This window comes from Cupriavidus lacunae, assembly GCF_003353055.1.
In the GTDB taxonomy this organism is placed as follows: domain Bacteria; phylum Pseudomonadota; class Gammaproteobacteria; order Burkholderiales; family Burkholderiaceae; genus Cupriavidus; species Cupriavidus lacunae.
In genome coordinates this window covers 1-25569 of the sequence record NZ_QKWJ01000016.1, presented here as the reverse complement: position 1 = coordinate 25569, position 25569 = coordinate 1, and the positions used below count along the sequence as shown (strand labels likewise).

23 protein-coding genes and 1 pseudogene are annotated in these 25569 nt (G+C 64.4%); 2 read left to right on the top strand and 22 right to left on the bottom strand.

Going from position 1 to position 25569, the window contains the following annotated elements; translation table 11 throughout:
- Positions 1-296: 296 nt before the first annotated feature.
- The 7 genes from DN412_RS15115 to DN412_RS15085 all read right to left on the bottom strand — a co-directional run bounded on the left by DN412_RS15115 (position 297) and on the right by DN412_RS15085 (position 7935).
- Positions 297-1241: a SphA family protein gene (locus DN412_RS15115; RefSeq protein WP_244222657.1), complete on the bottom strand. Its 945-nt coding sequence runs from the start codon at positions 1239-1241 to the stop codon at positions 297-299.
- A 43-nt stretch (positions 1242-1284) separates the two neighbouring features.
- Positions 1285-2064, bottom strand: a complete 780-nt coding sequence (locus DN412_RS15110; RefSeq protein ID WP_115212363.1) for a cyclase family protein — start codon at positions 2062-2064, stop codon at positions 1285-1287.
- Between the two features lie 27 nt (positions 2065-2091).
- Positions 2092-3690, bottom strand: a complete 1599-nt coding sequence (locus DN412_RS15105) for a phytoene desaturase family protein (RefSeq protein ID WP_115212362.1) — start codon at positions 3688-3690, stop codon at positions 2092-2094.
- 100 nt (positions 3691-3790) lie between these two features.
- A complete protein-coding gene (locus tag DN412_RS15100) occupies positions 3791-4315 on the bottom strand; it encodes a flavin reductase family protein (RefSeq protein ID WP_115212361.1) in 525 nt (174 codons plus the stop codon).
- 76 nt (positions 4316-4391) lie between these two features.
- The gene (locus DN412_RS15095; protein WP_115212360.1) at positions 4392-5681 is read right to left on the bottom strand and encodes a styrene monooxygenase/indole monooxygenase family protein; all 1290 of its coding nucleotides are present in this window, start codon (positions 5679-5681) and stop codon (positions 4392-4394) included.
- A gap of 80 nt (positions 5682-5761) precedes the next feature.
- The gene (locus DN412_RS15090; protein ID WP_115212359.1) at positions 5762-6550 is read right to left on the bottom strand and encodes an SDR family oxidoreductase; all 789 of its coding nucleotides are present in this window, start codon (positions 6548-6550) and stop codon (positions 5762-5764) included.
- Positions 6551-6855: 305 nt separating this feature from the next.
- Entirely contained in the window at positions 6856-7935 is a 1080-nt protein-coding gene (locus tag DN412_RS15085; protein ID WP_115212358.1) for an AraC family transcriptional regulator, read from the bottom strand.
- A gap of 208 nt (positions 7936-8143) precedes the next feature.
- Between DN412_RS15085 and DN412_RS15080 the strand changes: the two genes are divergently transcribed.
- A complete protein-coding gene (locus DN412_RS15080) occupies positions 8144-8602 on the top strand; it encodes a MarR family winged helix-turn-helix transcriptional regulator (RefSeq protein ID WP_115212357.1) in 459 nt (152 codons plus the stop codon).
- A 15-nt stretch (positions 8603-8617) separates the two neighbouring features.
- Here DN412_RS15080 and DN412_RS15075 read toward each other — a convergent pair whose 3' ends face one another.
- The 12 genes and pseudogenes from DN412_RS15075 to DN412_RS44530 form a co-directional block, all read right to left on the bottom strand.
- Complete coding sequence (locus tag DN412_RS15075; RefSeq protein WP_115212356.1) at positions 8618-9235, bottom strand: flavin reductase family protein; 618 nt, start codon at positions 9233-9235, stop codon at positions 8618-8620.
- A 59-nt stretch (positions 9236-9294) separates the two neighbouring features.
- On the bottom strand, positions 9295-10065 hold the full coding sequence (locus DN412_RS15070; RefSeq protein ID WP_279635196.1) for a maleate cis-trans isomerase family protein: 771 nt from the start codon (positions 10063-10065) through the stop codon (positions 9295-9297).
- Complete coding sequence (locus tag DN412_RS15065; RefSeq protein WP_115212355.1) at positions 10066-11100, bottom strand: carbon-nitrogen hydrolase family protein; 1035 nt, start codon at positions 11098-11100, stop codon at positions 10066-10068. It lies immediately after the preceding gene.
- A gap of 52 nt (positions 11101-11152) precedes the next feature.
- Complete coding sequence (locus DN412_RS15060; RefSeq protein WP_115212354.1) at positions 11153-12064, bottom strand: fumarylacetoacetate hydrolase family protein; 912 nt, start codon at positions 12062-12064, stop codon at positions 11153-11155.
- 70 nt (positions 12065-12134) lie between these two features.
- Entirely contained in the window at positions 12135-13259 is a 1125-nt protein-coding gene (locus DN412_RS15055; protein WP_115212353.1) for a cupin domain-containing protein, read from the bottom strand.
- Between the two features lie 41 nt (positions 13260-13300).
- On the bottom strand, positions 13301-15628 hold the full coding sequence (locus DN412_RS15050; RefSeq protein ID WP_115212352.1) for a bifunctional salicylyl-CoA 5-hydroxylase/oxidoreductase: 2328 nt from the start codon (positions 15626-15628) through the stop codon (positions 13301-13303).
- 62 nt (positions 15629-15690) lie between these two features.
- Positions 15691-16146 (bottom strand): acyl-CoA thioesterase, encoded by a 456-nt coding sequence (locus tag DN412_RS15045; RefSeq protein ID WP_115212351.1) that lies wholly within the window; start codon positions 16144-16146, stop codon positions 15691-15693.
- A gap of 37 nt (positions 16147-16183) precedes the next feature.
- A complete protein-coding gene (locus DN412_RS15040; RefSeq protein WP_244222667.1) occupies positions 16184-17644 on the bottom strand; it encodes an indolepyruvate oxidoreductase subunit beta family protein in 1461 nt (486 codons plus the stop codon).
- Between the two features lie 79 nt (positions 17645-17723).
- Positions 17724-19919, bottom strand: coding sequence for a thiamine pyrophosphate-dependent enzyme (locus tag DN412_RS15035; RefSeq protein ID WP_115212350.1), 2196 nt, complete (start codon positions 19917-19919; stop codon positions 17724-17726).
- 167 nt (positions 19920-20086) lie between these two features.
- Positions 20087-21424 carry an MFS transporter gene (locus DN412_RS15030; protein ID WP_115212349.1) on the bottom strand — a complete coding sequence of 446 codons (1338 nt, stop codon included), beginning with the start codon at positions 21422-21424 and terminating at the stop codon, positions 20087-20089.
- Positions 21425-21670: 246 nt separating this feature from the next.
- Positions 21671-21793 carry a hypothetical protein gene (locus tag DN412_RS45490; RefSeq protein ID WP_279635198.1) on the bottom strand — a complete coding sequence of 41 codons (123 nt, stop codon included), beginning with the start codon at positions 21791-21793 and terminating at the stop codon, positions 21671-21673.
- A 107-nt stretch (positions 21794-21900) separates the two neighbouring features.
- Positions 21901-21990 (bottom strand): annotated as a pseudogene (locus DN412_RS44530) (hypothetical protein); the annotation flags it as partial.
- A 69-nt stretch (positions 21991-22059) separates the two neighbouring features.
- On the opposite strand from DN412_RS44530, the gene DN412_RS15020 reads away from it, so the two are divergent.
- Positions 22060-22443 carry an MFS transporter gene (locus tag DN412_RS15020; RefSeq protein WP_167471095.1) on the top strand — a complete coding sequence of 128 codons (384 nt, stop codon included), beginning with the start codon at positions 22060-22062 and terminating at the stop codon, positions 22441-22443.
- Between the two features lie 226 nt (positions 22444-22669).
- On the opposite strand, the gene DN412_RS15015 is transcribed toward DN412_RS15020, so the two are convergent.
- The 3 genes from DN412_RS15015 to DN412_RS15005 all read right to left on the bottom strand — a co-directional run.
- Positions 22670-23470: an SDR family oxidoreductase gene (locus DN412_RS15015; RefSeq protein WP_115212347.1), complete on the bottom strand. Its 801-nt coding sequence runs from the start codon at positions 23468-23470 to the stop codon at positions 22670-22672.
- A 314-nt stretch (positions 23471-23784) separates the two neighbouring features.
- Positions 23785-25233 carry an efflux transporter outer membrane subunit gene (locus tag DN412_RS15010; protein ID WP_115212346.1) on the bottom strand — a complete coding sequence of 483 codons (1449 nt, stop codon included), beginning with the start codon at positions 25231-25233 and terminating at the stop codon, positions 23785-23787.
- Positions 25230-25569: efflux RND transporter permease subunit (locus DN412_RS15005; protein ID WP_208647607.1), on the bottom strand; the 340-nt coding region annotated here is incomplete at its 5' end. The genes DN412_RS15005 and DN412_RS15010, both read right to left, overlap by 4 nt.

The window sequence follows — 25569 nt, the reverse complement described above, 5'->3', positions numbered from 1 at the left end:
CGTCGTGTGCAGAGAGCGTTACACTCTCACCCGGATTTCCGGGCTGGCCGAGAACAGCTGGCGGCTAATAAGGGCCATGCTTCACCTCTTCCGCTCCGCCGCAAACTCATATAGGAGTCAGCCTAACGGGCTGGCTTTCGATGGCAGGGCTTTTGCTATTGGAGCATATCTACAACGGCGCGGCACGCCTTGACCGGCAGGCCACATTGCCGTTCGCACCGAGGCGAAAATCAGCGCCGCCTTCTCGGATGGCTACAGAAGCACAGCACAGGGCCCGCTCTCGCGGGCCCATTCCGTCAGAAAGCGGTGACCACCTTGAACCAGAATTTGTCGCCGCCAAACCGGTTATTGGCATACGCTTCATGCTGCCATTGGGCGATGAAACTAGATCCCTTGGCGTTGGTGTAGGAGACGCTAGGGCCGATAGCCAGCACCTCGCCGCGACGGCCACGGCTCCACACGCCAGGCACTTCTGGCACCACGGCGCCATTGAACTTGTCGTCCGTGATCTGTTTCAGGTAGTACCCGCTCAAGCCGACAGTCCACGGGCCGATGTGCTTGCCCAGCGCGTAATCGACGTGCAATTCCTGTCCGGACTGGTAGCTTCCTGTCATGCCGCCGAAGTTGGAGTCCTTGTTCTTCCCCTTAATGTTGTACATGAACTTGGCAGAGATTTCCCAGCCACTCTGGTTCAGCCATGTGAATGCCGCAACTGGCTCGAAGGCCCAGTAGTTCGCGCCGATGCTGGCCCTGGGATCATTCTGGTCGTAGCGGCCCGTGGGCACGTAGATGTCCAGACCCGTCGTGACATGCCAGTTCGCACCATGCCAGCCGAGCACTATCGGGTCGATCGTGATGTCACCCAAGCCGGTGGCGTTGCGACGGCCGCCCATCTGGGGCAAATTCATGGACTGGTAGACGAGTGGAACGATGGCCTGCACGCCCCAGCTCGCGCCAAGAAGCGTGATGTCGGTGACCTTCACCACCCGCAACGCGTCGAACCAGGCGTCAACCTTTGCAGGATTGCCGGCGATGTTTGCGTTGTCGCCGTTGCCGTCTTTGAGCTTACCGCCGTAATAGCCGGTGTAGTTGAGGAAATAGGTGCCAGGCGGGGGCAAAGCTCCCGACATCCAGCTTTCAGCTCCATTGGGATACTGGTCTGCGCCCTCCTTTGCGAGGGCCTGATTGCCGACTAGCGCAAGCGAACCGGCCAGCATGGCCGGGATTGCTCGTTTCTTCACTTCGTTCTCCTCCTTTTTTGGTGATGGGCGGGTTAGCGGAATATCAGCCGGGAATCAGAGCCAGGACGCGAAGCGGGCTGCCGGAACCGTCCTTGATCTTCAGCGGGGCAGCGACAATCAATGCACCCTGCGGCGGGAGTTGGTCGAGATTGGTCAGGCATTGCAGACCGTAGCGGTTGTTGCCATGCATGAGGTAATGGCACGGGAACGGCAACTCCCAGCCATAGGACTGGCCCGCGTCGGTGCCAATTGCTTCAACGCCAAATCCATGGGCATCGCGCTCTTCAATCATCCACTGGACGACGCCCTGGTCAGGGCCAGGTGTGTGCATGCCGTCGTCACGCGCATTCAGGTACGCCTCGGGACTGTTGCGCTTGGACCAGTCGGTGCGCATCAGGACCCACGAGCGAGGGGGGATGCGGCCATGCCGTGCTTCCCAGGCTTTGACGGCGTCGACAGTGAGCAAGTAGTCCGGGTCTTCTGCGGCCTCCCTCGAGCAGTCGATGACGCAGGCGGTGGCGAAGAATTTTTCGGCAGGGATGGTGTCGGTCGTATTGTCCGGCAAGTCCTTACCAGAGATCCAATGGACTGGTGCGTCGAAGTGGGTCCCGGTATGTTCGCCGCAGGAGAAGTTATTCCAGTACCAGTTCGGTCCGCGATCGTCGTAGCGCGAGATAGTTTCTTGCCGGAAGGGCCAGGTCTGGCCCATCTCTGGAGGCAACGAGATGGTCGGAAATTCAGAACTCAAGGTCTGCGTCAGGTCCACCACGCGGATGCGGCCGGACAGCAGGTCTGCTGCAAAGTGGGCGAGGCTGTTGCTCATGGTTGTTGTCTCCTGTGGTTGCTTCACTTATGAGTTAGATTTCGCCCGTTTCTTTGCGAGCGCATTTGCGACGTGGTAACCGGAGGTACCGCCAAGACCGGGGCCTGGATGGGTCGAGGCGCCAATGTGGTGCAGATGTTTAACCGGGGTAGCGTGATCCTTGACGCCAGGGACCGGACGCCAGAACATGAACTGGTCGATGCTGCATTCGCCGGAATAGGGATCACCGCCGACGAGGTTGACGTTCATCGACTCAAGATCCGCCGGGGAGAGGACCGTACGCCCGACGACGCTCGCCTTGAGATTTGGAACTTGGCGAGCAATGCGGTCGATAATCCGGTCGGCGTAGCGATCACGGAGTTCAGCGGTCCAGCGACCATCCGCGGGAACAGCGATCTCTCCAAGAGCATCGCCTTTGACTTGACGCGGACACTCCGGAACCTGAATCCAGAGCACCCAGCCTCCGGCCGGGCTTCTGGAAGGGTCAACAGTGCAAGGCTGGGCAACGCAAATCGTGCCTTCGGCTGGAAGCAGGCCTCGCTCTGCTTCGCTGACTGCCCTGGAGACACCGTCCAGACCCGAGGTAAGGTGCAGGTAGATGACGTCGCGCAGATGTTTTTGGGGCCAGTCCGGAGGGGCGGACAGCGCCAAATGGATCTGCATGTTCCCCTTGCCGTAGCGGTACTCGGCTGCCTGCTGACGTAGGCCAGGGGGAACGTGCTCAGCGGCCAGTAGCTTTCCGTAAAGCTGACCGGGCGTGACGTTGCAGATGATCTCCTTGCCCATGAAAACGCGGTTGTCCCGCGTCCTTACGCCGCGCGCCGAGCCGCCCTCGACCAGGATGTCCTCGACGTCGGCATTAACGTGGAAAGTACCACCCCGGCTCTCGATGATTCTGCGGAAGGCGTCGACAGTACGGGCATTGCCTCCCTGGACGATAGGCAGGCCGACCGCCTCCAGCGTGAAGGCGACTACTTTTCCCATCAATGCAGACATGGCGCTTTCCGGACCAAGGCCTGTATGCAGTACCCAAGGCGCGAGCAGCGCCTGGACCAGGTCGGATTTGACCCGGGTCTCCAGCCAGCTGCGGCAACTCATCAGGGCAGGGGAAAAGAAGGCGACGGTGTCATGCACGCCTTGTTTCCACAGGCGGCCGGCCACGGTCTTTGCAACACCGGCACTCCACAGTTCGTTGCCAAGCAGCGAGAACACCAGGCCGGCGTTTTGCTCGACCTCTTGCATGGCGGACTGAAAGGCATCACCGTCGCCGCTTGCCAGCGTATTGAATGTGCTGACATTGCGCTCACGGGACGTGCTCAGAATCAGCGAACGGTTATCGGGCAACAGTACGCCAGTGGGCGTACTGTTATTGCGGTAGCTGAGCCCTGCCTGATGAAGTTCATCCTTCAGCTCCGCGTAGCCTGGCGACGTGACAAACAGCGGATGTGCCGTGGACAACGTGTCGTGGAGATAGCCCGGCGCATTCAGGGCCTCTGTACGAATGCATCCGCCCAGCGTGCTATTGCGTTCCAGCACGCAGACACGCTTGCCGCGTCTGGCTAGAACGGCAGCGCAGACGAGCGAATTGATACCACTGCCGACAATGACGGCGTCATACGTACTCATTGGATTATCCCGGGGGCAAGGATAAGAGAGGCGGGCAAATACGTTCGGTCGCGGCGTTGGCCAGCTTCCTTTAGACGGATTGCCGTGTGCGGTACCGGAATTAGGTCGCGGCGACGTATTCGGTGCGGATCAGCTCTGACAACTCCGTAAGAGCGTTGGCGGTACGGGCGTAGTTTCCCTTGTAGAAGAGCAGGGATTCCCGATCCGATGTGTCAAAATGCCGGACCTCGCCCAGGAAGATGATGTGATCGCCGCCATCATACTGATGCGTGTTGCGGCATTGGAATACCGCTGCGCAACCTGACAGGACAGGCGAGCCATCGATGCCATCCGTGCAGGGGACGCCCGAAAACTTGCCTTCCGCCCCGCGTGCGAAGCGGTTGGACACGTCTTCCTGGTTGGATGCCAGAATATGAATCACGAAACTTCCGGTGTTCTGGAATGCACCGAGGCTGTAGGACTTCTTCGCCAGGCTCCAAAGCACCAGGCGCGGCTCCAGCGATACGGAGCTGAAACTATTGACAGTCACACCCCACGGTTCACCATCGGGGGTGCGGGTCGTGACGATGGCTACGCCCGTGGCAAAGCGGCCGAGGGCATTCCGAAATTCGCGAACGTCGGTCATGGTTGTCTCCTGTTGCCTGCTCAACCGTTGCGCGGTGAGCAGACTGCTTGCTTTCGTGTGGGTGACTTTTTTTGCCTCAGGCGGCCTTGGACTGCGACGCTTCAGCGATCCAGGCCTCGGTGGCTTCCTCGTTGAACCAGTAGCTGCCATAGTCGCGCGGATCGTTGAATCCGTTGGCGATGCGCTGGGCGATGCGCGGCGCGTGCTGCGCTGTGGCCAGCAGCTTGACGATGTGGTCTGGCGGCGGGAACAGCAGGGAATTTGTCCAACGGATGACCGGTTCGGCATAGCCTTCGTAAAGGCCGTCGAAGGTCTGCTGCATCCATGCCTTATCGAAGGGCTTGTCCCCATGGCGCAGGATGGCCTCGAAATAGTGCAGGGCGCCCTTGGTGGCGTTGTTCGAGCCCTGGCCGGTGATCGGGTCGTTGACCATGACCGCGTCGCCGAGCCCCATTACAAGCCGGCCGGAAGGCAGGGAAAGGGTAGGGTTGCGCACGGTCGGGGTGACGCGTCCGCTCAGGATCCCATTGGCATCGGTGAGTCGTACATTGGCACAGCGCTCGCTTTCCCACGGCAGGTAGTCGCGCAGGATGCCCAGGCAGACATCCAGATGCTGGTCGGCGGACCTGACGTCTGCCCAGCGGTCCATCGGGCCGCCAGGAATGGCTTCGAAGACCATGATGTCGCAGGCTTGAGTTTCGCAACTGCCCTGGGTGGTGAGGGCCGGGAAGACAAAGTACTCGCCGATGCCGGGAATCAGATTAAAGTTGACGCACTCAAACGGGCCACTGCGCTGCATGCCCGTCACGTAAGCCAGTGCCAACTGGCGTTGGGGATGACGAACAGGCGAGCGTGCATCATTGCGTGTCAGCAGATTGACGATCTCTCCCTTGCCACCGGCCAGGAGAACAAGATCATGACTTTCGGCCAAGGCTTCAAGCTGGGGAATCTCGACATTTTCGATACGTAGAATGCCGCCACGGCTTTCGAACTCCGCCATCCAGCCTGGCATTTTTACACGTTGATCGACAGACTGGGCGTAGGCATTCAGGCGGGCGCGCCAGTGGATGGCAATTTCGCCCTTGCCGTCGTCGGTAGGGATGGTCAGGCCGATGCCGTCCACCGTGGGGCACTGCCTTTCCCATTGATTCATCCGGAAATTGCGCTCGATCTGGAGTGCTTGGTCGAAGATGCACTGGGACGACATCACTTTGCCGCTCCATACCTCGTCAGCGGTGCGGTTTGTCACTAGCGTGACCTCATAGCCTTGATCCAGCAGGCCGCACCCGAGCAATAGCCCTGCCTGACCCGCGCCAACAATCGCAATTTTGCGCGGCGTGATCTTGTCGATGGAATGGGGGATCATGTGTCTCTCCTGTGGGATTGTCTTGTGTGCAATTAACTTCGTGCCGGGCGAACCGAGGTCGCCCGGAATCACCGGCCGGTTTATGCCGTCAGCCGGTTGATGGCTGCTTGCCGACCCTCGGGGCCGAGGGCGCCGTATCCGCCGTCACATGCATAGTCGGCGCCGGTAACAAAGGCGGAAGCATCTGACAGGAGGAAACGAACCACTTGCGCGACTTCTTCTGGCTTGCCGAGCCGGCCGAGTGGGTGAAAATCTGCGGCGATACTGTCGGCTTTCGCCTTGTCGCCGCCGCTCAGCGCGCTGATGACGGAGGACCACGTCCAGCCCGGCGAAACGGAGTTGACTCGAATGTTGTCCGGGGCCAGATCCAATGCGGCGCTACGTGTGAATTGCTGCATCGCTGCCTTGGTAATCGGGTACAGCCAGCGCCCCGACTGCGCCACGCCCGCGGAGATCGAGGCAAAGTTGACGACCGCTCCGCCGCCGCGCTTTTTCATCTCCGGCACGCACGCCTTCAGCATCATCGCCGCGCCGACGACATTGACGTTGTAGGACGCCAGCCACTGCTCGCGTGTGGAATCGGCACCGTTATCGACGTAGGTGCAGGCGCAGTTGACGAGCAGGTCGATGCCACGGAAGGTCTCCATGGTGTCGGCGATACAGGCAGCGATGTCGGCATCGCTGGTCACGTCCACGGCCACATAGCGGCAGCGCTCCGGATGCCGCTCGGCAACATTGCGGCCGCCTTGCTGGTCGATGTCGACGACAACGACGTTGGCGCCAGCCGAGACCAGGGCAGATACCACTGCCTCGCCAATCATCGTCGCGCCACCGGTGACAATCGCCGTCTTGCCTTCGATTCCTTGCATGTCCGTCTCCACTTGTTGTATTGGCTCGCATGTAGCCATGTGCAACGTAGTTTGGTGTAGCGGTGATGACGCTGCTATCCACAATCCGCCGGCCAATATCCAGATAACGAGCCGTCGCTGGCGGACCGGGAAAAGGAGGTGGTGGAGTCAGGAAAGGGTGGGACGATAGCCTGGCCGGATGGCCGGGCGTGCAGGTATCCGTTCTCCCGCGAGCGCGGGCTGGCATTGTTGTATCAACGACTGCAAGGCAGTGAAACGGGTCGATGCCGCAGGGGTAGTGCGAGGTCTAGAGAGCCCGCTGATTTTCAACGCCCGGCATCGCCGACATGGCGCTCCGCTGCACCCCTGCGCAGGGTCGCCGACGGAGAAACGCCGAAGCGCTTCTTGTAGTAGGCCGCAAACCGGCCGAGATGTGTAAAGCCAAAGCGATATGCAATATCCGTGATGGAGGCCTGCTCCGCTCCGGCGGCAGCAATCAACGCTTGTCGGACGCAGTCCAGTCTGGCGTCCCGCAGATAGACTAACGGCGTCGTATTGAGATGGCGGCGAAAGCCTTCTTCCAGCGCCCGGATGCTCACGCAGGCGACTTGGGCCAGGTCGGCGACGGTCAGCGGTGTGTCGGCATTCGCGCGGACATAATCTATCACCCGCTGCATATGACGTGGCCTGGCGGGCTCGGCGCTGCGCGCAAGGAGATAGGTGTGGGTGTGCGGTTGGAGCAGCAGCAGCGTCCGCAGCAGGTAGTCCTCCATCGACGCCACCGCGGCCGGAAACTGGAGCCAGTTGGTGCCGTGCCGGTCGATATTCCTGGTAAGGTCGAGTACGGCCTGGCTCCATGGACTCGAAAATCCAGCGTGCTGGGGCAGCGCCGGATCGAATGAAAGGGGCCCGCTGGGATCGCGCCCGGTCAGCAATGCGAAACGCTGCTCGATTGCTTCCTTCTGGATCCAGAGCAAGACTTGCGCACAATCCTCGTGCCAGTGCATTCGGGTTGGGGTGTCTGGACTCAGCAGGCTGGCGGTGCGGACGTCGGAAAGTATCTCCTGCGAGCCACACTTGATTTCGGCATGGCCCGCAACCGGGATCTGGGCGAGATAGAAGTGCTTTAGGCAGCCAGGGTCGATCTCTACATGGGCGCCATAGGCAAGGAAGTTGATTGCGGTCTCATGCAGTCGTACCAGATTGTGCTGGACGTGCAATTGCTGCAGTGCGCCGACCACTCGCAGTTCATGCGGGCAAAATACCGAAGCGATCTTGCCCTGGGCCTCCTTCACATCCTCGGAGCGGAAGGAAGGGTAGTTCGCCAGCATGCCTTGCGGCGCGCAGTTGTCATCACTCGCTGGGGAAGACGGTAGTTCGGCGGGTGACTGGGTGGCGGTCTGCATCGGCTCACTCCTGGAGGATTGCAGCGTGTCTGGCTCGCTTGCGCGGCGAGAGAAGCCCGCGCAATCAGTTGCTTTATACTTAAAGTTCCTGCGGGCAGCAAGAAAGACGCCACACTTCCGGCCTGCCTTGCCGTGGACGAACTCTCCCGCCGTGGTATGTTCTGCCCGTTACGCGGCCGACGAGGCCGCTTCCCGAACACCGGACCGCATGAACCAGCCCATCGACACCGCCGACGACGATTTCGTCGACAACTACACCCCGGCCCTGCTGGCCCAGGCCAGCCAGCTGATTTCGGGGGAATTCCACGTGATCGTGCAGGCCAACGGCTTCACCATCTCGGACTGGCGCGTCCTGTCCACGCTGTCCGGCGGCAAGCCAATCAGCATCGGGGAACTGGCACAGATCTCGGTGACCAAGCAGCCCACCGTCACGCGCCTGCTCGACCGCATGGAGGCCCAGGGCTACGTCAAGCGCATCCCGCACGAGACCGACCGGCGCATCACCCTAGTGTGCATCACGCCGCGCGGGCAGAAGCTGACCTCCAGCCTGATCGCACAGGCCCGGGCCCACGAGGACCACGTGCTGGCGCCGCTCGGCAAGAAGAAGGCCGACGAGCTGCGCGCCACGCTAAAGCTGCTGATCCACCTGCACCGCCCTGCCAACTGAGGCCAGGTCCACGCCTCAGGCAGGCCGGCGCATCTGGAACAGCATCGACTTGCTGACCTCGTAGTAGTCGGCCGGACCGCCGCCGCGCAGGATGGGGCGGGCGGCGGCGGTGTCATAGACCCCGTCCGGCAGGAAGGTGCGGTCGATATGCACGCCGACTACCTCGCCCAGCACCATCCATGTATCGAGCATAGCGCCATCGGCCTGGTTCAGTTGCATGACCTTGGTAGCGCGGCACTCGAACGATACCGGGCTTTCCTGCACGCGCGGCGCCGACACCAGGCGCGACGGCGTCGGCGTCAGGCCCGCCAGGCCGAATTCGTCGACCTCGGGCGCCACGCCGGCGCTGGTCATGTTCATGCGCTCGGCCAGCGGGCGGGTCACCAGGTTCCAGACAAAGTCGCCGGTGTCCTCGACGTTGCGCACGGTGTCCTTGTAGCCGACGCTGGAGAACGCCACCACCGGTGGCGTGTAGTTGAAGACGTTGAAGAATGCGTAGGGCGCCAGGTTGGCGCGCCCGGCCTGGTCCGCCGTCGAGATCCAGCCGATCGGCCGCGGCCCGACAATGGCGGCCAGCGGATCGTGCCGCAGCCCGTGGCCGCGCGCGGGCTCGTAGAAGTGAATGTCGTCCATGTGCGTGTGCGAAACGTCGTCCCTGCTCGGGCAGGGACGACGAAAGCGTGAGATGGCGCTCAGTACTTGCCGCTCAGCAGCTCGCCGCAACCGGCGACCTCGGTGCGCAGGTCGAGCTTGCGCAGCATCTGCCAGGTGGTGGCCACTGCGGCCGAGACCGTCGGGATGCCCGACTCGTCCTGCACCTTCTGGATTGATGGCAGCGACTGCATCTGCACGCAGGCCGACAGCACGATGGCGTCGACGCCGGTGGTGTCGATGCGCTTGTAGATCTCCAGCAGGTTGGCCGGATCCTGCGCGGCGACCTGCAGGTTGTCGGGGATCTCCAGTGCGGTGTAGTCCTTGACCTCGATGCCTTCGCTCTCGATGTACTCGACCACCATCTTCGTCAGCGGCTTCATGTACGGACACACCACCGAGACGCGCTTTGCGCCCATGGCGTGCAGGCCGTCCACCAGCGCGCCGGCGCTGGTCACCACCGGCGCGGAGTTGCCGTTGTCGACGGTGCGCTGTGTCAGGCGTGCCTCGGAGACGCGGTGATAGCCCTTGCCCATGCTCATGATGGCCACCAGGCAGGCGTAGCCGAGCACGTCCACGCGCGCATCGGACAGCTCGATGGCGCAGCGGTCGCTGTCGCGGTCCATCGCCTCCAGCTCTTCCTTCACCACCTTCTTCATGCGCATGCGGCTGGAGTGGAAGGTGAAGCGCTCGGCAAAATCCCTTTCACGCTCGCGCAACATGGCCGGGATTTCCGTCTCCATGGTGGTATTGGAGGACGGCACGATCTGCCCGATGCGCAGCGGCTTCTGGGGCGTCAGCAGGAAAGACATTTACTTGCTCTCGGAAAGGTCGAATGTGTTGAGTTCCGCTTCCTCGGCGTCGAGGTCGAAGGCCTGGGTGGCACCGTCCAGGAACTGGGCGGGCTGCAGCGGCCGGCGGTTGACGCGCAGGTCGAATACGTCGAAGCGGTTGTAGTGGCCGGTGATGTCGTGCATCTGGCGCGGCTGGATACAGCGCGACAGGTCGATGTCGGCGTAGACAATGCCTTCCACGTCGATCAGCGGCTCGCCGATCACGCGGCCGTCCGGGCCGAGGAAGCCGGAGAAGGCGCTGTTGCGGCGCGACAGCAGCTCGCGCGCCTTGGGGTTCAGCGGGCTCATCGCCTCGATGATTTCCTCTGACACGGTCGAGCACGACACCGCGGTGAACACCTTGCCCTCGAAGCAGTGGGCGGCGGCGCGCACCTTGATGGCCTCGGCCATGTCGTAGTCGGCCGGCGCCACCGGCAGCGCGATATAGCTGGCGACGTGCATGAGCTCGCCCTGCGACAGCAGCGAGAAGCGCGCCAGCGTGTTGGTGTTCTCGCCGCAGGCCAGCGAGCCGAGCGGGCCGACGCTGGTCTGGTGCACGCGCAGCGCCGACGCGTCGCCGTTGGCCCAGGTCAGCTTCTCGGCCCAGGTGGGCACCAGCTTACGGTGGCGGCCCAGGATGCGGCCTTCGTCGCTGATGGTCACCAGCGTGTTGAAGAGGGTGCCGATGCCGGTGCGGCTGCGCTCGTTGACGCCAACGATCACGTTGATGTGGTTGGCTTGCGCGGCCTGCGCGATCTTGCGGATTTCCGGGCCGGGGATCTCGATCGAAGCCTTGACCAGCTTCTCGAACCAGGGGCTGGCGTCGACCGGGTTGGTCAGCCAGCTCCAGTACGGGTAGCCGGCCACGAACACTTCCGGAAAGGCGACTAGCTTGGCGCCGTTGTCGGCGGCTTCCCTGATCAGGCGGCAGACCTTGTCGACGGTCGCGTCGGCATCCAGGAAGACGGGGGCCGCCTGGACGGCCGCGGCCTTGAACTTGGGCAGGTTGAGCATGTGTGTGCCTCGCTTGCAGCAGTCACCCCCGCTTGCGCGGGGAAGACGGGATTTAGACGGCCACCACGGGGTGGCGCAGCTCGCCGATGCCTTCCACCGTGGCCACCACGGTGTCGCCCGGCCACAGCCATTCCTGCGGCGTGCGGCCAGCGCCCACGCCATCCGGCGTGCCGGTGGCGATGATGTCGCCCGGCTCCAGCGCCATGCCCTTGCTGATGTCCGCGATCAGCGCCGGCACCTTGAACAACATGTGGCGGGTGTTGGAGCTCTGCTTGGTCACGCCGTTGACGGTCAGCGACAGGTCCAGCGTGTGCGGGTCGGGGATCTCGTCGGCGGTGACGATGACCGGGCCGAACGGGGCATAGGTGTCCTGGCCCTTGGAATAGATCCACTGGCCGGCGCGGCGGCAGTCGCGCGCCGAGATGTCGATCATCACGCTGTAGCCGAACACGTAGTTGAGCGCGTCGGCTTCCTTTACGCCCTTGCCGCGCGTGCCGATGATGACGGCCAGCTCGACTTCCCAGTCCATCTGCTGGGTGATCTCCTTGTTGTGCTCGATGGCGTCGCCCGGGCCGATCACGGTGGTGGGCGGCTTGGAGAAGATCACCGGCTCCTTTGGCAGTTCCTTCGAGGTGTCCAGGCTGCGGCTGGATTCGGCGACGTGCTCGACGTAGTTCAGGCCGATGCCCCAGATGTTCTTGCGCGGACGCGGGATCGGCGCCAGCAACTTGACGTTGGAAGCCGGCACGGCCACGCCGAACGGGAGCTTGCCGCGATATTCGTTCAGCAGCGCGCTAGTCGAGCGGACCGCTTCGGGGCCCAGGTCGATGAACTCGATCATGGTGGAGGGAATGTCCACGCCGACGGCGGTGCCGAAGCGGGCGAGGTCAACGACATTGCCGTCGACGATGGCGCCCAGGCGGGCGGCGGCAGCGACTTCAGCGCGATAGGTTACGAGACGCATGGTTTGATAACTCCGGAAAAGGCCGCAATCGGTGCGGCTGCATAACTTGGAAAGCAGGTACTGCTGAGGTTTAAAGGACGACCTGATGCCCGCCGTTCTCCGCCAGCGCCTGCTCGCGATAAAGCCCGAGCGAATGCATCACCGGCAGGTCGTTGAAGCAGAACAGCACGGCGTCATCGCTGGCCGACGCGTTCGCGTGCTCGTGGAAGGCCCACGACGGCACGCAGAAGATGTCGCGCTCGGTCCAGTCGAAGCGCTGGCCGTTGATGACCGAGTAGCCGCTGCCCTTGGCCACCTGGTAGATAAAGCTGCCGGTATGGCGGTGGGCCCTGGTGGCCTCGCCCGGGCGCAGCAGCTGCATGCTGGCGCCGATGGTCGGCATCACCGGGCCGCCGGTGACCGGATTGACGTAGTGCATCAGCACGCCGTCGAACGGGCTGCCATCGGTGACCTTGCTGTGGCGCACCAGTGCTTCGTAGGTCGGGGCCCATTCATACTTGTACAGCGGCGAATACGGCTTGGTCCAGTTGCCGTCGTGCGGGCGCAGGCCCTTGCCGCCCCAGATCGCCGGCATGTCGTCGACCGGGTGTGTCACGGCCTGTTGCAGGTCCGGGTGGACGGCGTAGAAGCCCGCTTCCATGGCGTTGACCAGCGGAATGTCCAGGCCGTCCTGCCAGATGCAGGTGGTGCCGTCGGCCGCCACGCCGTGCTCGTGCCAGGTGCCGTTGGGCGTGAGCACGAAGTCGTTGGCGTTCAGCGTCATCTTGTGGCCGTCGACGATCGTGTAGGCACCGCGGCCTTCCATGATGAAGCGCAGCGCCGAGGACGAGTGCGCGTGTGCCGAGGCAGCTTCGCCGGGATGCATCACCTGCAGGCCCGAGTAGAGCCAGCCCACCGCTGCCGAAACGTCCTGGCGGCCCGGGTTGTTCAGGTAGATCACGCGCCGGCCGGCCTTCTCCGGCGTCACCAGGTCGACCGAACGCAGCACGTGATCACGCAGGGCGCGGTAGCGCCACAGCACCGGCACCGATTCTGACTTCGGCTGCCACGGCTCGATCTTGTTGGCGACGGTCCAGAGCGCGCCGGTCTTGAGCTGCGCCAGTTCCTTGTAGTAGGCGACCAGCTCGGGCGTGTCTTCCACGTCGGCGCGGCCGGCTACGTTTTCGCGGTAGGTGTCATACGAGGTATTCGACATTGTTTTCCTCTCTGGTGAGTTCTTTCCTCATAGGGAAGTCGTCAGGCCCCCGCGGCCGCGCGCCAGAGGCTGCGCTCAAGTTGGTCCTTGGCCAGCAGGTATTGCTTCGGCCATTCGACGCGGCGGTAGCCAAGCTTCGCGGTTTCGCGCAGCAACCAGGACGGGTCGGCCAGGTGCGGACGAGAGATGGCGCACAGGTCGGCACGGCCCGACGCGATGATCCCGTTGACTTGGTCGGCTTCGGTAATGGCGCCGACGGCGATCGTCGGCACACCCGCCTCGTTGCGCACGCGGTCGGCGAAGGGGGTCTGGAACATGCGTCCGTACACCGGCTTCTGGTCGGGGCTGACTTCCCCCGAAGAGCAGTCGATCACGTCCGCACCGGCTTCCTTGAACAGGCGCGCCATGGCCACCGCGTCGTCGGCGCTGTTGCCGCCCTCGACCCAGTCAGCGGCAGAAATACGCACCGACACCGGCTTGTCCTGCGGCCATGCCGCACGCACCGCGCGCAGCACTTCCAGCGGGAAGGCCATGCGGTTCTCCAGCGAGCCGCCATATTCGTCGGTGCGCTGGTTGGTCACCGGCGAGATAAAGCCAGACAGCAGGTAGCCATGGCCCGCCTGCAGTTCCAGCCAGTCGAAGCCGGCGGCCGCGGCGCGCCGGGTGGCGGCGACAAAGTCGTCGCGTACGCGGTCCATGTCCTCGCGGCTCATCGCGCGAGGCGTCTGCGAAACGCCCGGCAGGTACGGCAGTGCGGAGGCTGAGATCAGCGGCCAGTTGCCCTCGGCCAGCGGGTGGTCCATCTGCTCCCAGCCCAGCTGGGTCGAGCCGCGGCGGCCGGCGTGGCCGATCTGCACGCCGATGCGTGCGCTGGTGTGCTCATGCACGAAGCCGACGATGCCGGCGAACGCCGCCGCCTGCTGGTCATTCCACAGGCCCGGGCAGCCCTGCGTGATGCGGCCGTCCGGCGACACCGCCGTCATTTCCACCATCACCAGGCCGGCACCGCCCAGTGCGCGGCTGCCGAGGTGAACCAGGTGGAAGTTGCCCGGCACGCCGTCCTCGCAGGAATACATGGCGGTTGGCGACACCACCACGCGGTTCTTCAGTTCCACGCCGCGCACGGTGTAGGGCGTCAGCATCGGCGGCACGGCGGCGGCATCCGTGCCGGCGCGTTTGGCCAGCCACGACTCGTAGTCCTCCAGCCAGGCCTTGTCGCGCAGGCGCAGGTTCTCGTGCGAGATGCGCTGCGAACGGGTCAGCAGCGAGTAGGCGAATTGCTCGGGCTCCAGGTCTTCATAGCGCCTGACGTTCTCGAACCATTCGGTCGAGTTGCGCGCGGCGTTCTGGATCTTCAGGACCTCCACGGAGCGCACGGCCTCGTACTGCTTCAGCGCGTCTTCCAGCGAACCGTCGACGTTCCCGATGGTGCGTGCCAGTTCGATGGCATCTTCAAGCGCCAGCTTGGTGCCGGATCCGATCGAGAAGTGCGCGGTGTGGGCCGCATCCCCCATCAGCACCACCGGGACCTTCTTCTCCGCGCCGTTGTCGCCGGCCAGCGTGTTCCAGTGCACCCAGCGCTCGCAGATCACGCGCGGAAACTGGATCCAGATCGCAGAGCCGCGCAGGTGCGAGGCGTTGCTGATCAGCGGGTTGCCGTCCAGGTAGGGAGCAAACAGCTTCTCGCAGTAGGCGATGCCCTCCTCCTGGCTCATCTGGTCGATGCCGGCGGCCTTCCAGGTATCTTCCGGGGTCTCGACGATGAACGTCGACATGCCGTCTTCGAAGCGGTAGGCATGCGCCTGGAACCAGCCGTGCTCGGTCGGCACGAAGATAAAGTTGAAGGCGTCGAACACCTTTTTCGTGCCCAGCCAGACAAAGCGGCACTTGCGCGTATCGATGTCCGGGCGGAAGGTGTCGGCATAGCGCTTGCGCACCACGCTGTTCAGGCCGTCCGAAGCCAGCACCAGGTCGGCGCCGTACTTGCGCGCGATCGCCTGGTCGTCCTCGACATTGGTCTCGAACACAAGCTCCACGCCCACTTCCTCGCAGCGCGCCTGCAAGATATTCAGCAAATGCTTGCGGCCGATGCCAATGAAGCCATGGCCGCCGCTGCGCACGGCCCGGCCCTTGAAATGGACTTCGACGTCATCCCAGCGATTGAACGCGTCCCCGATGGTTCCGGCCGAGACCGGATCGGCTTCACGCAGGTTCCCCAGGGTGGCGTCGGAGAACACCACGCCCCAGCCGAAGGTGTCATAGGGGCGGTTGCGCTCCACCACCACGACTTTGTTGGCGGGATCCTGGAGTTTCATCAACAGGCCGAAATACAAGCCGGCGGGGCCACCGCCGATACATACAATGTTCATGGCTGCTTCCAATCAGGTTACTACCGGAGCCTTCGGCACCCGCGCAGCGGGTACGTCGGCATTCAGACGGTGGTTTCGGGAGAAGGCCTGTCTGCGAGGGCAGGGCCGTGTTCGATGGCGGCCCGCAGGTCATCGGGCACCGAAATCGCCAGGTGCGTGTCCAGCGAGGTCATCACGATGGTCTGCGTAGCCGCCATGCGCAGTTCGCCGTCTGCGCCGGTGCAGCGCCAGGCCAGCGTGATCGACTTGCTCCCCACGCGCACGACTTCCAGCTCCAGCCAGACCTCGTCGCCAAAGCGGCTGATCGCCTTGAAGTCCACCTCCAGGTGCACGGTCGGCATGCCCAGCCGGCGCGCGCCGATCACGCCGTGGTAGCCGTCCGGCAACAGGGCGTCGACCCAGCGTTCGATGAGGTCGTTGAACAGCACGAAGTACTGCGGGTAGAAGACGATGCCGGCCGGGTCGCATTCCGAGAAATGGATCTTGTGCCGGTGCCGGAAGGTATGCGTAGTGCTCATGGTCTGCGGTTCCTGCTATGGGGTTGGCCAGTGAAGGTCACGCCAGCGCGTGGCGGGCGAGGGCTTCCTTCAGCTTCTTGCCGTGCTCGTCGGCCAGCGCGGCTTCGCGCAACTCGCGCAGCGTGGCCGGGGCCAGGCGGGCCCCCGCCCGCATCACGGCGTTCATCAGGGTCTGGTAGTTGGTCAGGCCGCGCACATGGGTGTCGCTGTAGCCTTTCACCAGCCGCTGGCACTGCACCACTTCCAGCGCCAGCGCCGGATTGAGGCGGGCGGCGGCCAGCACCTGGGCCAGCCAGCCTTCGATACGCTCGGTTTCCAGCGCATAGCGCAGCGTGCTGCGGCGGATGCCGCGCAGGCGCGACACCGCCCACAGCATCAGGTAGCCGCGTAGCGAGCTGGTGGTGACCACGCGGCCCGAGGTGGTGAAGCGGTGCACCAGGCGGTGCACGAGATGCGGCTGCATCAGCCAGCGGCCGAGTCCGGCCGGCAGCGTCTCGCAGATTTCTTCCAGGCGCGGGTGCATGAACTCGTTGATCGCCAGCAGCTGTTTGTCGCTGGCGCGCACCTCGCCCCGCACACGTGTGAAGCGCGAGTCGCGGGTCTTGAGGTCGGCCACGCGAATGGTGTCCTCGTACGACATCCACAGCGCCAGGTGGCGCGCGGTTTCGCGCAGCAGGGCGCTGTCGTCGTTGCCGACGGCCCGGCGCACGGCCGCCAGCCGATCCAGGTACAGGCCGGCGTAGGCCACGTCCTGGTAGTCGATCATGCGGCGCACGCCTTCGACCACGACGGGCCAGTTCTCGGCTGGTTGTTCGGCGCGCGCGCGCTGCAGCAACTGCGCAACCCGGGGATCCTGCGGCTTGAGTTCGCCCAGCGGCTTTGCAGCTTCTGCGGCGGGCGTCTCAGCGGCCTCGGCTGTGGCGAACGCCGCGCCAAAAGCGCGCAGGCTGGGCTTCACGCCGACGCCACCACGCTCGATGGTGGCTTCGAACTGCGCGCGGCTGAACGGCAGCACACCGGTGCCTGCCAGCGCACCGAACAGCACGGCGCTGATGACGCTGCCGCTGGCTTCGGCGGCCTGCGCCATGTCGAAGCGTACAAAACGTCTGGCGGCCTTGCCGGCATGGGCAATCAGCTCGTTGCTGTCGACGCGGCCATCGCCCATCGCGGACTTTTCGGCAATCGAGTAGACGCGGTGCGTCGACGACACCAGCGTGGTGCGCTCCGGCGTCACCAGTCCGCGCTGCACGGCGCGGCCGGCTTCCATCAGTTCGGAGGCGAGTACCACATCGACATCGCCAGGGGTGGGCATCAGCGCCAGCACCGGCTGGCGGCCGGCCTGCTCGGCCAGGTCGCGCGGGAACAGCTCGACGTAATAGATGGTGGCGCCGGTGCGCTGCGCCACGCCGGGCACCGACGTAGTCTGCGCGATGTAGCCGTTGTGCTCGCCCAGATCCACGATCCAGTCGGCCAGCACGCCGCCGCCTTCGCCGCCCATGGCCAGGATGGCGACTTTGATCGGCTTGGCGCTGAGGTTGTTGGGTGCGTTCACGATTGAACCTCTCGAAACTTGGTGTTCAGAATGCAAGGCGAGCGCGGCGCGCGGCATCGCGGCGCTGCAGGAAGCCGATCACGCTGTCGCGCAGGCGCTGGCGCAGCTTGTCGATGCGGGTCGGGTTGGTGACGATCTGCGCGCGGTAGAAGGACGGGCACAGCACCGCTGCGTGCGAGACCTCGCCGCACAGGCCGCAGCCCACGCAGCTGTCCAGCACGGAGGCGACCGGATCGGTGCGCAACGGGTCCGGGTTGGGCTTGATCGTCAGCGAAGGGCAGCCGGACAGTCGGATGCACGAGTGATCGCCGGTACAGGTGTCCGAATCCACGCCAAAGCGCTCGCGCACCACGCGCTGGCCGTCGGCGATCGCCTTGCGCGTCTTCGGCTTCTCGCGGCGCTGCTTGTTCAGCATGCATTCGCTTTGCGCGATCAGCACCTTGGGACCCTTGGCGCCGGTGGTCAGCGCTTCCTTGAGGGTGGCCTTCATCGCCTTCAGGTCATAGGTGCGGCGGATGGTGCGTACCCACTTGACGCCGACGCCCTTGACCGCGTCCTCGATGGCGTGGCCGGTGCTGCGGGTGTCGTTCAGCGCGGTCGAGGACAGGATGTCCTGCCCGCCGGTGGCCGACGTGTAGCTGTTGTCGACCACGATGGTGAGGTTGTCGCTCTTGTTGAACACCGCGTTAGCGATGCCGCTGGTCAGGCCGTTGTGCCAGAAGCCGCCGTCGCCCATCACGGAAATGGCCCGCTTGCCGCCGGGCGCATTCAGGGCCGCGGCGCTGGCGCTGCCCAGGCCATAGCCCATGGTGGTGTTGCCCAGGTTGAACGGCGGCAGGATCGAGAACAGGTGGCAGCCGATGTCGGCGCTGACGTGGTGCTCGCCTATCTCGCGCTCGACCAGCTTCATCGCGGTGAAGATCGGGCGCTCCGGGCAGCCGGTACAGAAGCCGGGCGGGCGCGCATGCACGCTCTCGTCGACCAGCTTCTGCGGTTCCAGCACCTCGGCGGCCACGGCATCGACGGTGGCGGCGGGTGCCTGCACCAGCGGGATCACCTTGCGGGCCATTTTCGGCTTGGGTTGCGGCTCGATCTTGCCGTACTGCTCCAGGAAGGCGCGCAGGCCCTTGAGCACGGTCGCGGTGTTGTACTCGCCAGCCAGCGGCAGCAGGTCCTTGCCATGCAGCGTCGCGGTGGTGCCTGCCATAAGCAGGATGTTGGCGGCGTTCTGCTCGATAAAGTTTGGCTGACCTTCTTCCAGCACCAGCACGGCGCGCTTGCCCGCGCAGAAGCGTTCCCACTCCGTATCGATCAGCGGATAGGCCACGTTCATCACGTACAAGGGGATCTTCGATTCGCCGAATACATCGGCCAGGCCGAGCTGCTCCAGTGCGCGGATCAGCGTGTTGTAGCTGCCGCCCTGCACGGCGATGCCGATGTCATCCATCTCGCCGGCAAAGAACTCATTGAGCTGGCGCTCCTCGACGAACTTCACGGCGGCGGGCCAGCGCTGTTTGATCTTCTCGTGCTCGTGCACGAAGCTCGCCGGGGGCAGCACGATGCGGCTGAGGTCGCGCGTGGGATGGTCCAGCGCGTCCTGGATCGAGAAGCGGCTGCGGCGGTTGTCGGAGGCGACGAACTGGCCATGTACGTGGCACGAGCGCACGCGCAGCTGGAGCATCACCGGTGTATTGGAAGCTTCGGACAAGTCGAAGCCGTCCTTCACTGCCTGCACGATGCACGGCAGGTTGGGGCGCGGATCGAGCAGCCACATCTGCGACTTCATCGCAAACGCGTGGCTGCGCTCTTGCATGATCGAGGAACCTTCGCCGTAGTCTTCGCCGACGATGATCAGCGCGCCGCCAGTGACGCCGCCCGAAGCCAGGTTGGCCAGCGCGTCCGACGCCACGTTGGTGCCCACGGTGGCCTTGAACGTGACCGCGCCGCGCAGCGGGTAGTTGACCGAGGCCGCCAGCGACGCAGCCGCGGTGGCTTCGCTCGCGCTGTTCTCGAAGCGGATGCCATGCTCGGCAAGGATGTCCTGCGCATCGGCCAGCACGTCCATCAGGTGCGAGATCGGCGAGCCCTGGTAGCCGGCCACATAGGCGACGCCAGATTCCAGCAGCGCCTTGGTAACCGCGAGGATGCCCTCGCCGCTGAATACCTCGCCGGAACCCAGGCGCAACTTCTTGACTTCTTCGACAAACGAACGCTCAGCCATGGCTTTTCTTCCTGATGCTCACGTTAGGACGGTAAGCGCCTGCTGCGCCGGCTCCCTGTTGAGACAAATATAGTTTAAGCATTAATAATTCCAAAATCATATATGTGCACGGAGCTTGAGGTTACTGGAACGGCTTGCGTGGAAGTCGACGCCCCGCCTCAGGCGATTTATGCGTTGCTTTGCTGGCCAGCGCGAGCCACGACGGCTGGTTCCCGTGCCGATGGCAGCAGCGCCACAGCCAGCGCAGCGGCAAGGCCGGCAATGGAGAACGTGATGAAGTTCCAGCCGAAACTCAGGCCTGAGCCGGCCACATAGCCGCCGACGAGCGGGCCGCTCATGGCGCCGAATCGCGCGAAGCTCAGGGCCCATCCAGTTGCCGCGGCCCGTGCGTGTGCCGGGTAGTAACCGGCCAGGTAGCCGGTAAGAATCAGGGATGCCGAGACGGAGCCCACGCCTGCCAGCGCGACCAGGAGGTAGTTGACGGCAACGGAGCTGCGGAACATCAGCGCGCCGATGGCGAGAGCGCCGATCAGGTAGAAGAGCGCGACGGTGCCACGTGCGCCCATCCTGTCCGCCGCGCTGCCAAGGAAGAGGCCGCCCACCGCGGAAGCAAGGCTGAAGATAACCAGGAAGGAAAGGCTGGAGCCGAGGTCGTAGCCATTCCTGCGCATGATGGTCGGCAGCCACGTATTGAGGCCGTAGACCAGCAGCAAGCCGAAGAACAGTGCGATCCAGAAGCACGCTGTCGCGCGTAGTTGGTTACGGGAGAACATGCTAGACACCACGTCGCGCCAGGTGGCGCGGGCGGCGCTGTTGGCGGGCCGGGCTTGTGACGGCAGCCGGCCATGACCAGTGCGATCAGCCAATGCCTGCGCTTCATCGATCCGACCTTGCCCCACCAGGTACTCCAGCGACTCGGGGAGCAGCCACGCCATTAGCGGTATCAACACCATGGGCACGGCACCCAGGCCAATCACGCCACGCCAGCCAAGATTCGGCAACAGCCACATCGCGATGAGGGCTGCGCAAAGAATGCCGACCGAATACCCCGAGTACATCAACCCATAGTTGTAGCTGCGGCGATGCGGCGGTGAGTACTCGATGGTCAATGCGGCGGCCACCGGAATGACGCCGCCGAGGCCGAGCCCGCCCATAAATCGCAAGATGCCGAAGATGGCGGGCGTCGGCGCGTAGGACGCACCCAGCATGGTCAGCGAGAACAAGGAAACGCAGAGCAGCAGCATGCGGCGGCGGCCGATCATCTCGCTCAGCGTGCCAATCAGGAAGGCGCCAAAGAACATGCCGACCAGGGCATAGCTGCTAAGGGCACCGAGTTCCAGCGGCGTCAGGTTCCAGTTGCGGTCGTCGGCGAGCGCGGGCAGTACCGCTCCCATGACGCCGACGTCATAGCCTTCAAAGAGAATCGCAAGAAAGCATACGAAAAGTACTGTATAGGTCGCGCGAGAAGTGGGGCGCCAGGGCTGAGCGCTGCCAGCTGGGGTCATTGTCTGTCTCCTGATGGGTGGCGGACATGGAACCGGAGAAGCCGCCTGGGAACCTGTTTCGCGCGATCGTCGCCACGCGCTGTTTGTCGTTCCACATAGTTTAGGCATAAATATATGATTGTGGAAGTATTTTTTTGAGGCGGGCGAGGGTAGTCTGGTCGGCGCCTCGACGGGGGAGGCGCCGAAGTCGCAACTAGAACTTGTGGCGCAGGCCCAGGCCGAACGTGTTGCCCGGGTTCAGGTCGGTCACCTTGTCATGGTGCGGTTGCGCTGCCGGCTCAGCGTGCTGAAGCGGTTGTCCGACTGCGCGTAGTGGCCGAACAGCTTGACCACCTTGAAGTCGTAGGAAACGCCCGCCAGGTAGGCCATCTGGTAACTTGTGCCGTTGGCCGCAAACTCCGACGCATTGACCCCACCCGCTGCACCGCCAGGCTGGCGCCAAAGTTGCCGTTGAAATAGGTGGCATTGCCACCGTAGTTCTGCTTGCCCTGTTGGCCGATGCTCTCCCCGGTCGCGTAGATCGCATTGAAGCGCAGCCCGCCGAAGCCCGGACTCTGGTACAGCACCGAGTTGTCCCAGGCGGTGTCGCCCGCCGCCGAGTTGCCCACTGGCGAGCCCGGCGGCGTGGTGTAGGTGTGCAGGAAAATCGGCGAGGGCAAGCGCTGTTCGTGTTGGAGGCGATTCCGGCCGTAGTGATGGGCCTACTGGTGTACTGGGTGCTGGATGACCGGCCCGAAGCGGCCCATTGGCTCTCCGAGCGTGAGAAGGCCCTGATCCGCCAGGACTTGCAGGCCGACGCGCAGGGAAAAACGGTGGTCGCAAAGTATCAAGGGTCGTACGCGGCCTTCAAGGATGTGCGCGTCTATGTTGCTGCCCTTGTGTACAGCGCCATCGGAGCGGCGTCCGCCCTGATCTCGCTTTGGACGCCGACGCTCATCAAGCGTAGAACAAAGCAATTCTGTCACTCCGGAATCCGCCTGGAACCCGCGCCGTATATAGAGGTCCGGTCGGTGAATTGACAATATTGCTTGCACTCCCCGCGCAAGCGATGAATCTTCTTTTCAATCATGGGTGTGCAGAGTATATGGCGGATTCTTTTGCGAATCCCGGTCAACTCTCTCGCCGGCGCGCCCCCGCCGCGTGAAGTCCGGGTTCATGGCGCAGATGCTCGGCGCGCCAGGGCTAGGGCACGCGCCCCCGCACGCGCTGCGCGGCCATGCGCCCCTACGCGATAGGCTGGCAGCCTCAGACTACCATCGGCGTGGTAGCGCCATCGATCGACAGGATGGAACCCGAGATATAGCTGGCGCGTGGCGAGGAGAGGAACAGCACGGCATCCGCCACCTCTTCCGGCGTGGCCAGGCGGCCCAGGCCGGTGCGCGCGTTGGCCCGCGCCAGCGCCTGCTCCACTGTCATGCCACCGATACGTGCATCCACTTCCATGCCCTCCTGTAGGCGCTCGGTATGCGTAGCCGACGGATTGATAGCGTTCACGCGCACACCCTGCTTGCCGTAGGCATTGCCCAGTCCGGCGCTGGCCAGCATCAGTGCAGCGTTAGCGGCGCCACCCGCCAGGTGGGCGGGGTTGGCCATCTTGCCACCCATGCCCACGATGTTGACGATGGCGCCGCGCCCTTGCTGCGCCATGCGCTTGACCACCGGGTCAATCACATTGATGTAGCTGAAGTACTTGGCGGTCATTGCTTCCTGCCACAGTTGTGGGGTCAGCTCGTCCGGCGGCCGGCGCTTGGCCGCGCCGGCGGAGGTCACCAGAATGTCGATGCCGCCAAGTCCTGTCACCGCTTCTTCCACCGCGCGTGCGGCTTCAGCGATATTGGTCAGATCGGCGGATACCGCGACCACGTCCTTGGCAAATTCGCCCCGGCCTTCGGCCAGCTTGGCGCAGGCCTTCGCCAGGTTTTCGGCGCTGCGCGAAACGATGGCCACGCGCGCGCCCTCACGCAGAAAGCCGGCCGCGCAAGCGAGGCCAATGCCGCGGCTGCCGCCGGTGATGAGCACCCGTTGATTGCGGAGTTCGAGATCCATGATGGTGTGTTTTGGCTGGCGGGGAGCGCGGGCGTCGTTCGACAAATGGCGAATCCCCATGTGTGGTGGGCCGGCTGCAACGCCGGTGAGACGACAGGGGTCATCATAGCGCGCCTGTATGTGCCCACCACAGTTTCACGATGGTCAAATAATTTCCACGGGCTGCTACCTCTTGCTGCCCCAGCCGATCCGGTGCCGCTCCTGCGTGGCTTCATGCCGCGTGCTCCGCTACTGTCGTTCTTGGATGTCACGCGGCTACCACTGCCTCTTGCATCAAATGGCAAAGCGGGACGCGTTCATATAGACCCAAAAAATCAACGCGCCACTGCCCTCGCATCCCCTACCAAACCCGCGTCGCGCACCGACTCCGGCACTGCTGGCCAGCCACCACCAAGCGCCTTGTAGAGGGCGGCGGTACCGGTCAGCAGGTCGACCTGGCCCTGGATCGCGCTGAGTTGGGCCGCGAACAGCTTTTGCCGCGCGTCGGTGACCTCCAGATAGCTGGTATAACCGCCCTCGTAGCGCGCGTTGGCCTGATCGGCATAAATGACCAGACTCTTCTCCTGCCGCTGCAGGCTGCCCAGCCGGTTGCGCGTCTCCAGCCCGTTGGCCAGCGCAGTGTTGACGTCGGCCAGCGCCGCCAGCACCGTGCCCTGATAAGCCAGTATGGCCTGGTCGCGCTGCGCGGCAGCTGTCCGCACCTGGCCGCGGATGGCGCCGCCCTGGAAGATCGGCTGGGTCAGTCCGGCGCCAAAGCCCCACACTTGCGAGGCGCTGTGCCACAGCGCGCCGGGTGTGGCCGCCACCGCGCCGAACAGGGCCGACAGGTTCACCGCCGGCAGGTACAGCGCCTGCGCCGCGCCCAGTTGCGCATTGGCGGCGACGGCGGCCTGCTCGGCCTGCAGCACGTCGGGACGGCGAGCGAGCAGCGCCGCCGGCAGGTCGGAGCCGACTGCCGGCGCCTGCAGTTCCGTGACGGGCTTGCCCCGCTCGATCGGGCCGGGCTCACGCGCCAGCAGCACCGACAGCGCGTTCTCGGTCTGCGCGATGGCCGTGCGCAGCGGCGGGATCGATGCTTCAGCGGAGTAGAAGTCGTCCTCGGCCTGGGTCAGCTCCACCTGCGAGATTACCCCGCCCTGATAGCGCTGCTGGAAGATGTCGAGCGCCTGGGCGCGCGACTGCAGCGTCTGCTGCGCGACCTCAAGTTGCGCATCCAGCCCGCGCAGCGTGGCATAGCCCTGCACCACCGACGCCGCCAGCGCCAGCACCACGCCGCGGCGGGCGTACTCGGCGTTCCACAGGCCCGCCTCGGCGGCCTCGGCCTGGCGGCGGATGCGGCCCCACAGGTCCAGTTCCCAACTGGCGTTGGCCAGCAATTGGTACGAATTGCGCGGGCCGTCGAGCGATGCGAATGGCGTGCCGTTGAAGGTGCCCGCGCGCTGCCGTGTCGCCAATGCCGACAGGTTCACCTGCGGAAAGAAGCCGGCCCGCGCGACCATCAACTGCCCGCGGAATTCATCGATGCGCGCCGCAGCGATGCGCACGTCATAGTTGTTGCCGAGTGCCGCCTCGACCAGCGCGTTGAGCACCGGATCGCCAAAGCTGTCCCACCAGGCGCTGTCGGCGGCCACCGCCAGCATCCCGGTATCGAGGCGGTATTGCGAGGGCGACGCCGTTTCGGGGCGCTCGTAGTTCGGGCCGATGGCGCAACCACCCAGCGACGCCGCCACGCAGGCCCCGGCTAGCCAGTCGCGCGGGCTCATGACGGGTCTCCCGTCGATGGCGCGGCCGGCGGCTGCGGGCTGGCGCCGGGCGTCGGCGCGGCGCCCCCCTTGGGCTTGCGCTCCGACATGACTTCCAGCCCCCAGAAGAACATCGGAATGAAGAACAGCGCGATGACCGTGGCCCCCAGCATCCCGCCGATGACACCGGTGCCCAGCGACTGGCGGCTCGCCGCCGAAGCTCCGCTGGCGATCGCCAGCGGCACGCAGCCCAGGATAAAGGCGAGCGAGGTCATGATGATGGGCCGCAGACGCAGCTTGGCCGCGTACAGCGCTGCGTCGTAGGCGCTCAGGCCTTCCTTGTGCCGCACCTCCACC

What these genes read in the sequence shown, in the direction of transcription:
- DN412_RS15110 (WP_115212363.1), bottom strand. Translation starts at nt 2,064, where the DNA reads ATGAGCAACAGCCTCGCCCACTTTGCAGCAGACCTGCTGTCCGGCCGC.
- DN412_RS15045 (WP_115212351.1), bottom strand. Translation starts at nt 16,146, where the DNA reads ATGAGCACTACGCATACCTTCCGGCACCGGCACAAGATCCATTTCTCG.
- DN412_RS15010 (WP_115212346.1), bottom strand. Translation starts at nt 25,233, where the DNA reads ATGAGCCCGCGCGACTGGCTAGCCGGGGCCTGCGTGGCGGCGTCGCTG.
- DN412_RS15050 (WP_115212352.1), bottom strand. Translation starts at nt 15,628, where the DNA reads ATGAACATTGTATGTATCGGCGGTGGCCCCGCCGGCTTGTATTTCGGC.
- DN412_RS15075 (WP_115212356.1), bottom strand. Translation starts at nt 9,235, where the DNA reads ATGGACGACATTCACTTCTACGAGCCCGCGCGCGGCCACGGGCTGCGG.
- DN412_RS15035 (WP_115212350.1), bottom strand. Translation starts at nt 19,919, where the DNA reads ATGGCTGAGCGTTCGTTTGTCGAAGAAGTCAAGAAGTTGCGCCTGGGT.
- DN412_RS15105 (WP_115212362.1), bottom strand. Translation starts at nt 3,690, where the DNA reads ATGAGTACGTATGACGCCGTCATTGTCGGCAGTGGTATCAATTCGCTC.
- DN412_RS15100 (WP_115212361.1), bottom strand. Translation starts at nt 4,315, where the DNA reads ATGACCGACGTTCGCGAATTTCGGAATGCCCTCGGCCGCTTTGCCACG.
- DN412_RS15040 (WP_244222667.1), bottom strand. Translation starts at nt 17,644, where the DNA reads ATGGGCGGCGAAGGCGGCGGCGTGCTGGCCGACTGGATCGTGGATCTG.
- DN412_RS15070 (WP_279635196.1), bottom strand. Translation starts at nt 10,065, where the DNA reads ATGTCTTTCCTGCTGACGCCCCAGAAGCCGCTGCGCATCGGGCAGATC.
- DN412_RS15065 (WP_115212355.1), bottom strand. Translation starts at nt 11,100, where the DNA reads ATGCTCAACCTGCCCAAGTTCAAGGCCGCGGCCGTCCAGGCGGCCCCC.
- DN412_RS15015 (WP_115212347.1), bottom strand. Translation starts at nt 23,470, where the DNA reads ATGGATCTCGAACTCCGCAATCAACGGGTGCTCATCACCGGCGGCAGC.
- DN412_RS15085 (WP_115212358.1), bottom strand. Translation starts at nt 7,935, where the DNA reads ATGCAGACCGCCACCCAGTCACCCGCCGAACTACCGTCTTCCCCAGCG.
- DN412_RS15080 (WP_115212357.1), top strand. Translation starts at nt 8,144, where the DNA reads ATGAACCAGCCCATCGACACCGCCGACGACGATTTCGTCGACAACTAC.
- DN412_RS15095 (WP_115212360.1), bottom strand. Translation starts at nt 5,681, where the DNA reads ATGATCCCCCATTCCATCGACAAGATCACGCCGCGCAAAATTGCGATT.
- DN412_RS15030 (WP_115212349.1), bottom strand. Translation starts at nt 21,424, where the DNA reads ATGACCCCAGCTGGCAGCGCTCAGCCCTGGCGCCCCACTTCTCGCGCG.
- DN412_RS15060 (WP_115212354.1), bottom strand. Translation starts at nt 12,064, where the DNA reads ATGCGTCTCGTAACCTATCGCGCTGAAGTCGCTGCCGCCGCCCGCCTG.
- DN412_RS15090 (WP_115212359.1), bottom strand. Translation starts at nt 6,550, where the DNA reads ATGCAAGGAATCGAAGGCAAGACGGCGATTGTCACCGGTGGCGCGACG.
- DN412_RS45490 (WP_279635198.1), bottom strand. Translation starts at nt 21,793, where the DNA reads ATGGCCTACCTGGCGGGCGTTTCCTACGACTTCAAGGTGGTCAAGCTG.
- DN412_RS15055 (WP_115212353.1), bottom strand. Translation starts at nt 13,259, where the DNA reads ATGTCGAATACCTCGTATGACACCTACCGCGAAAACGTAGCCGGCCGC.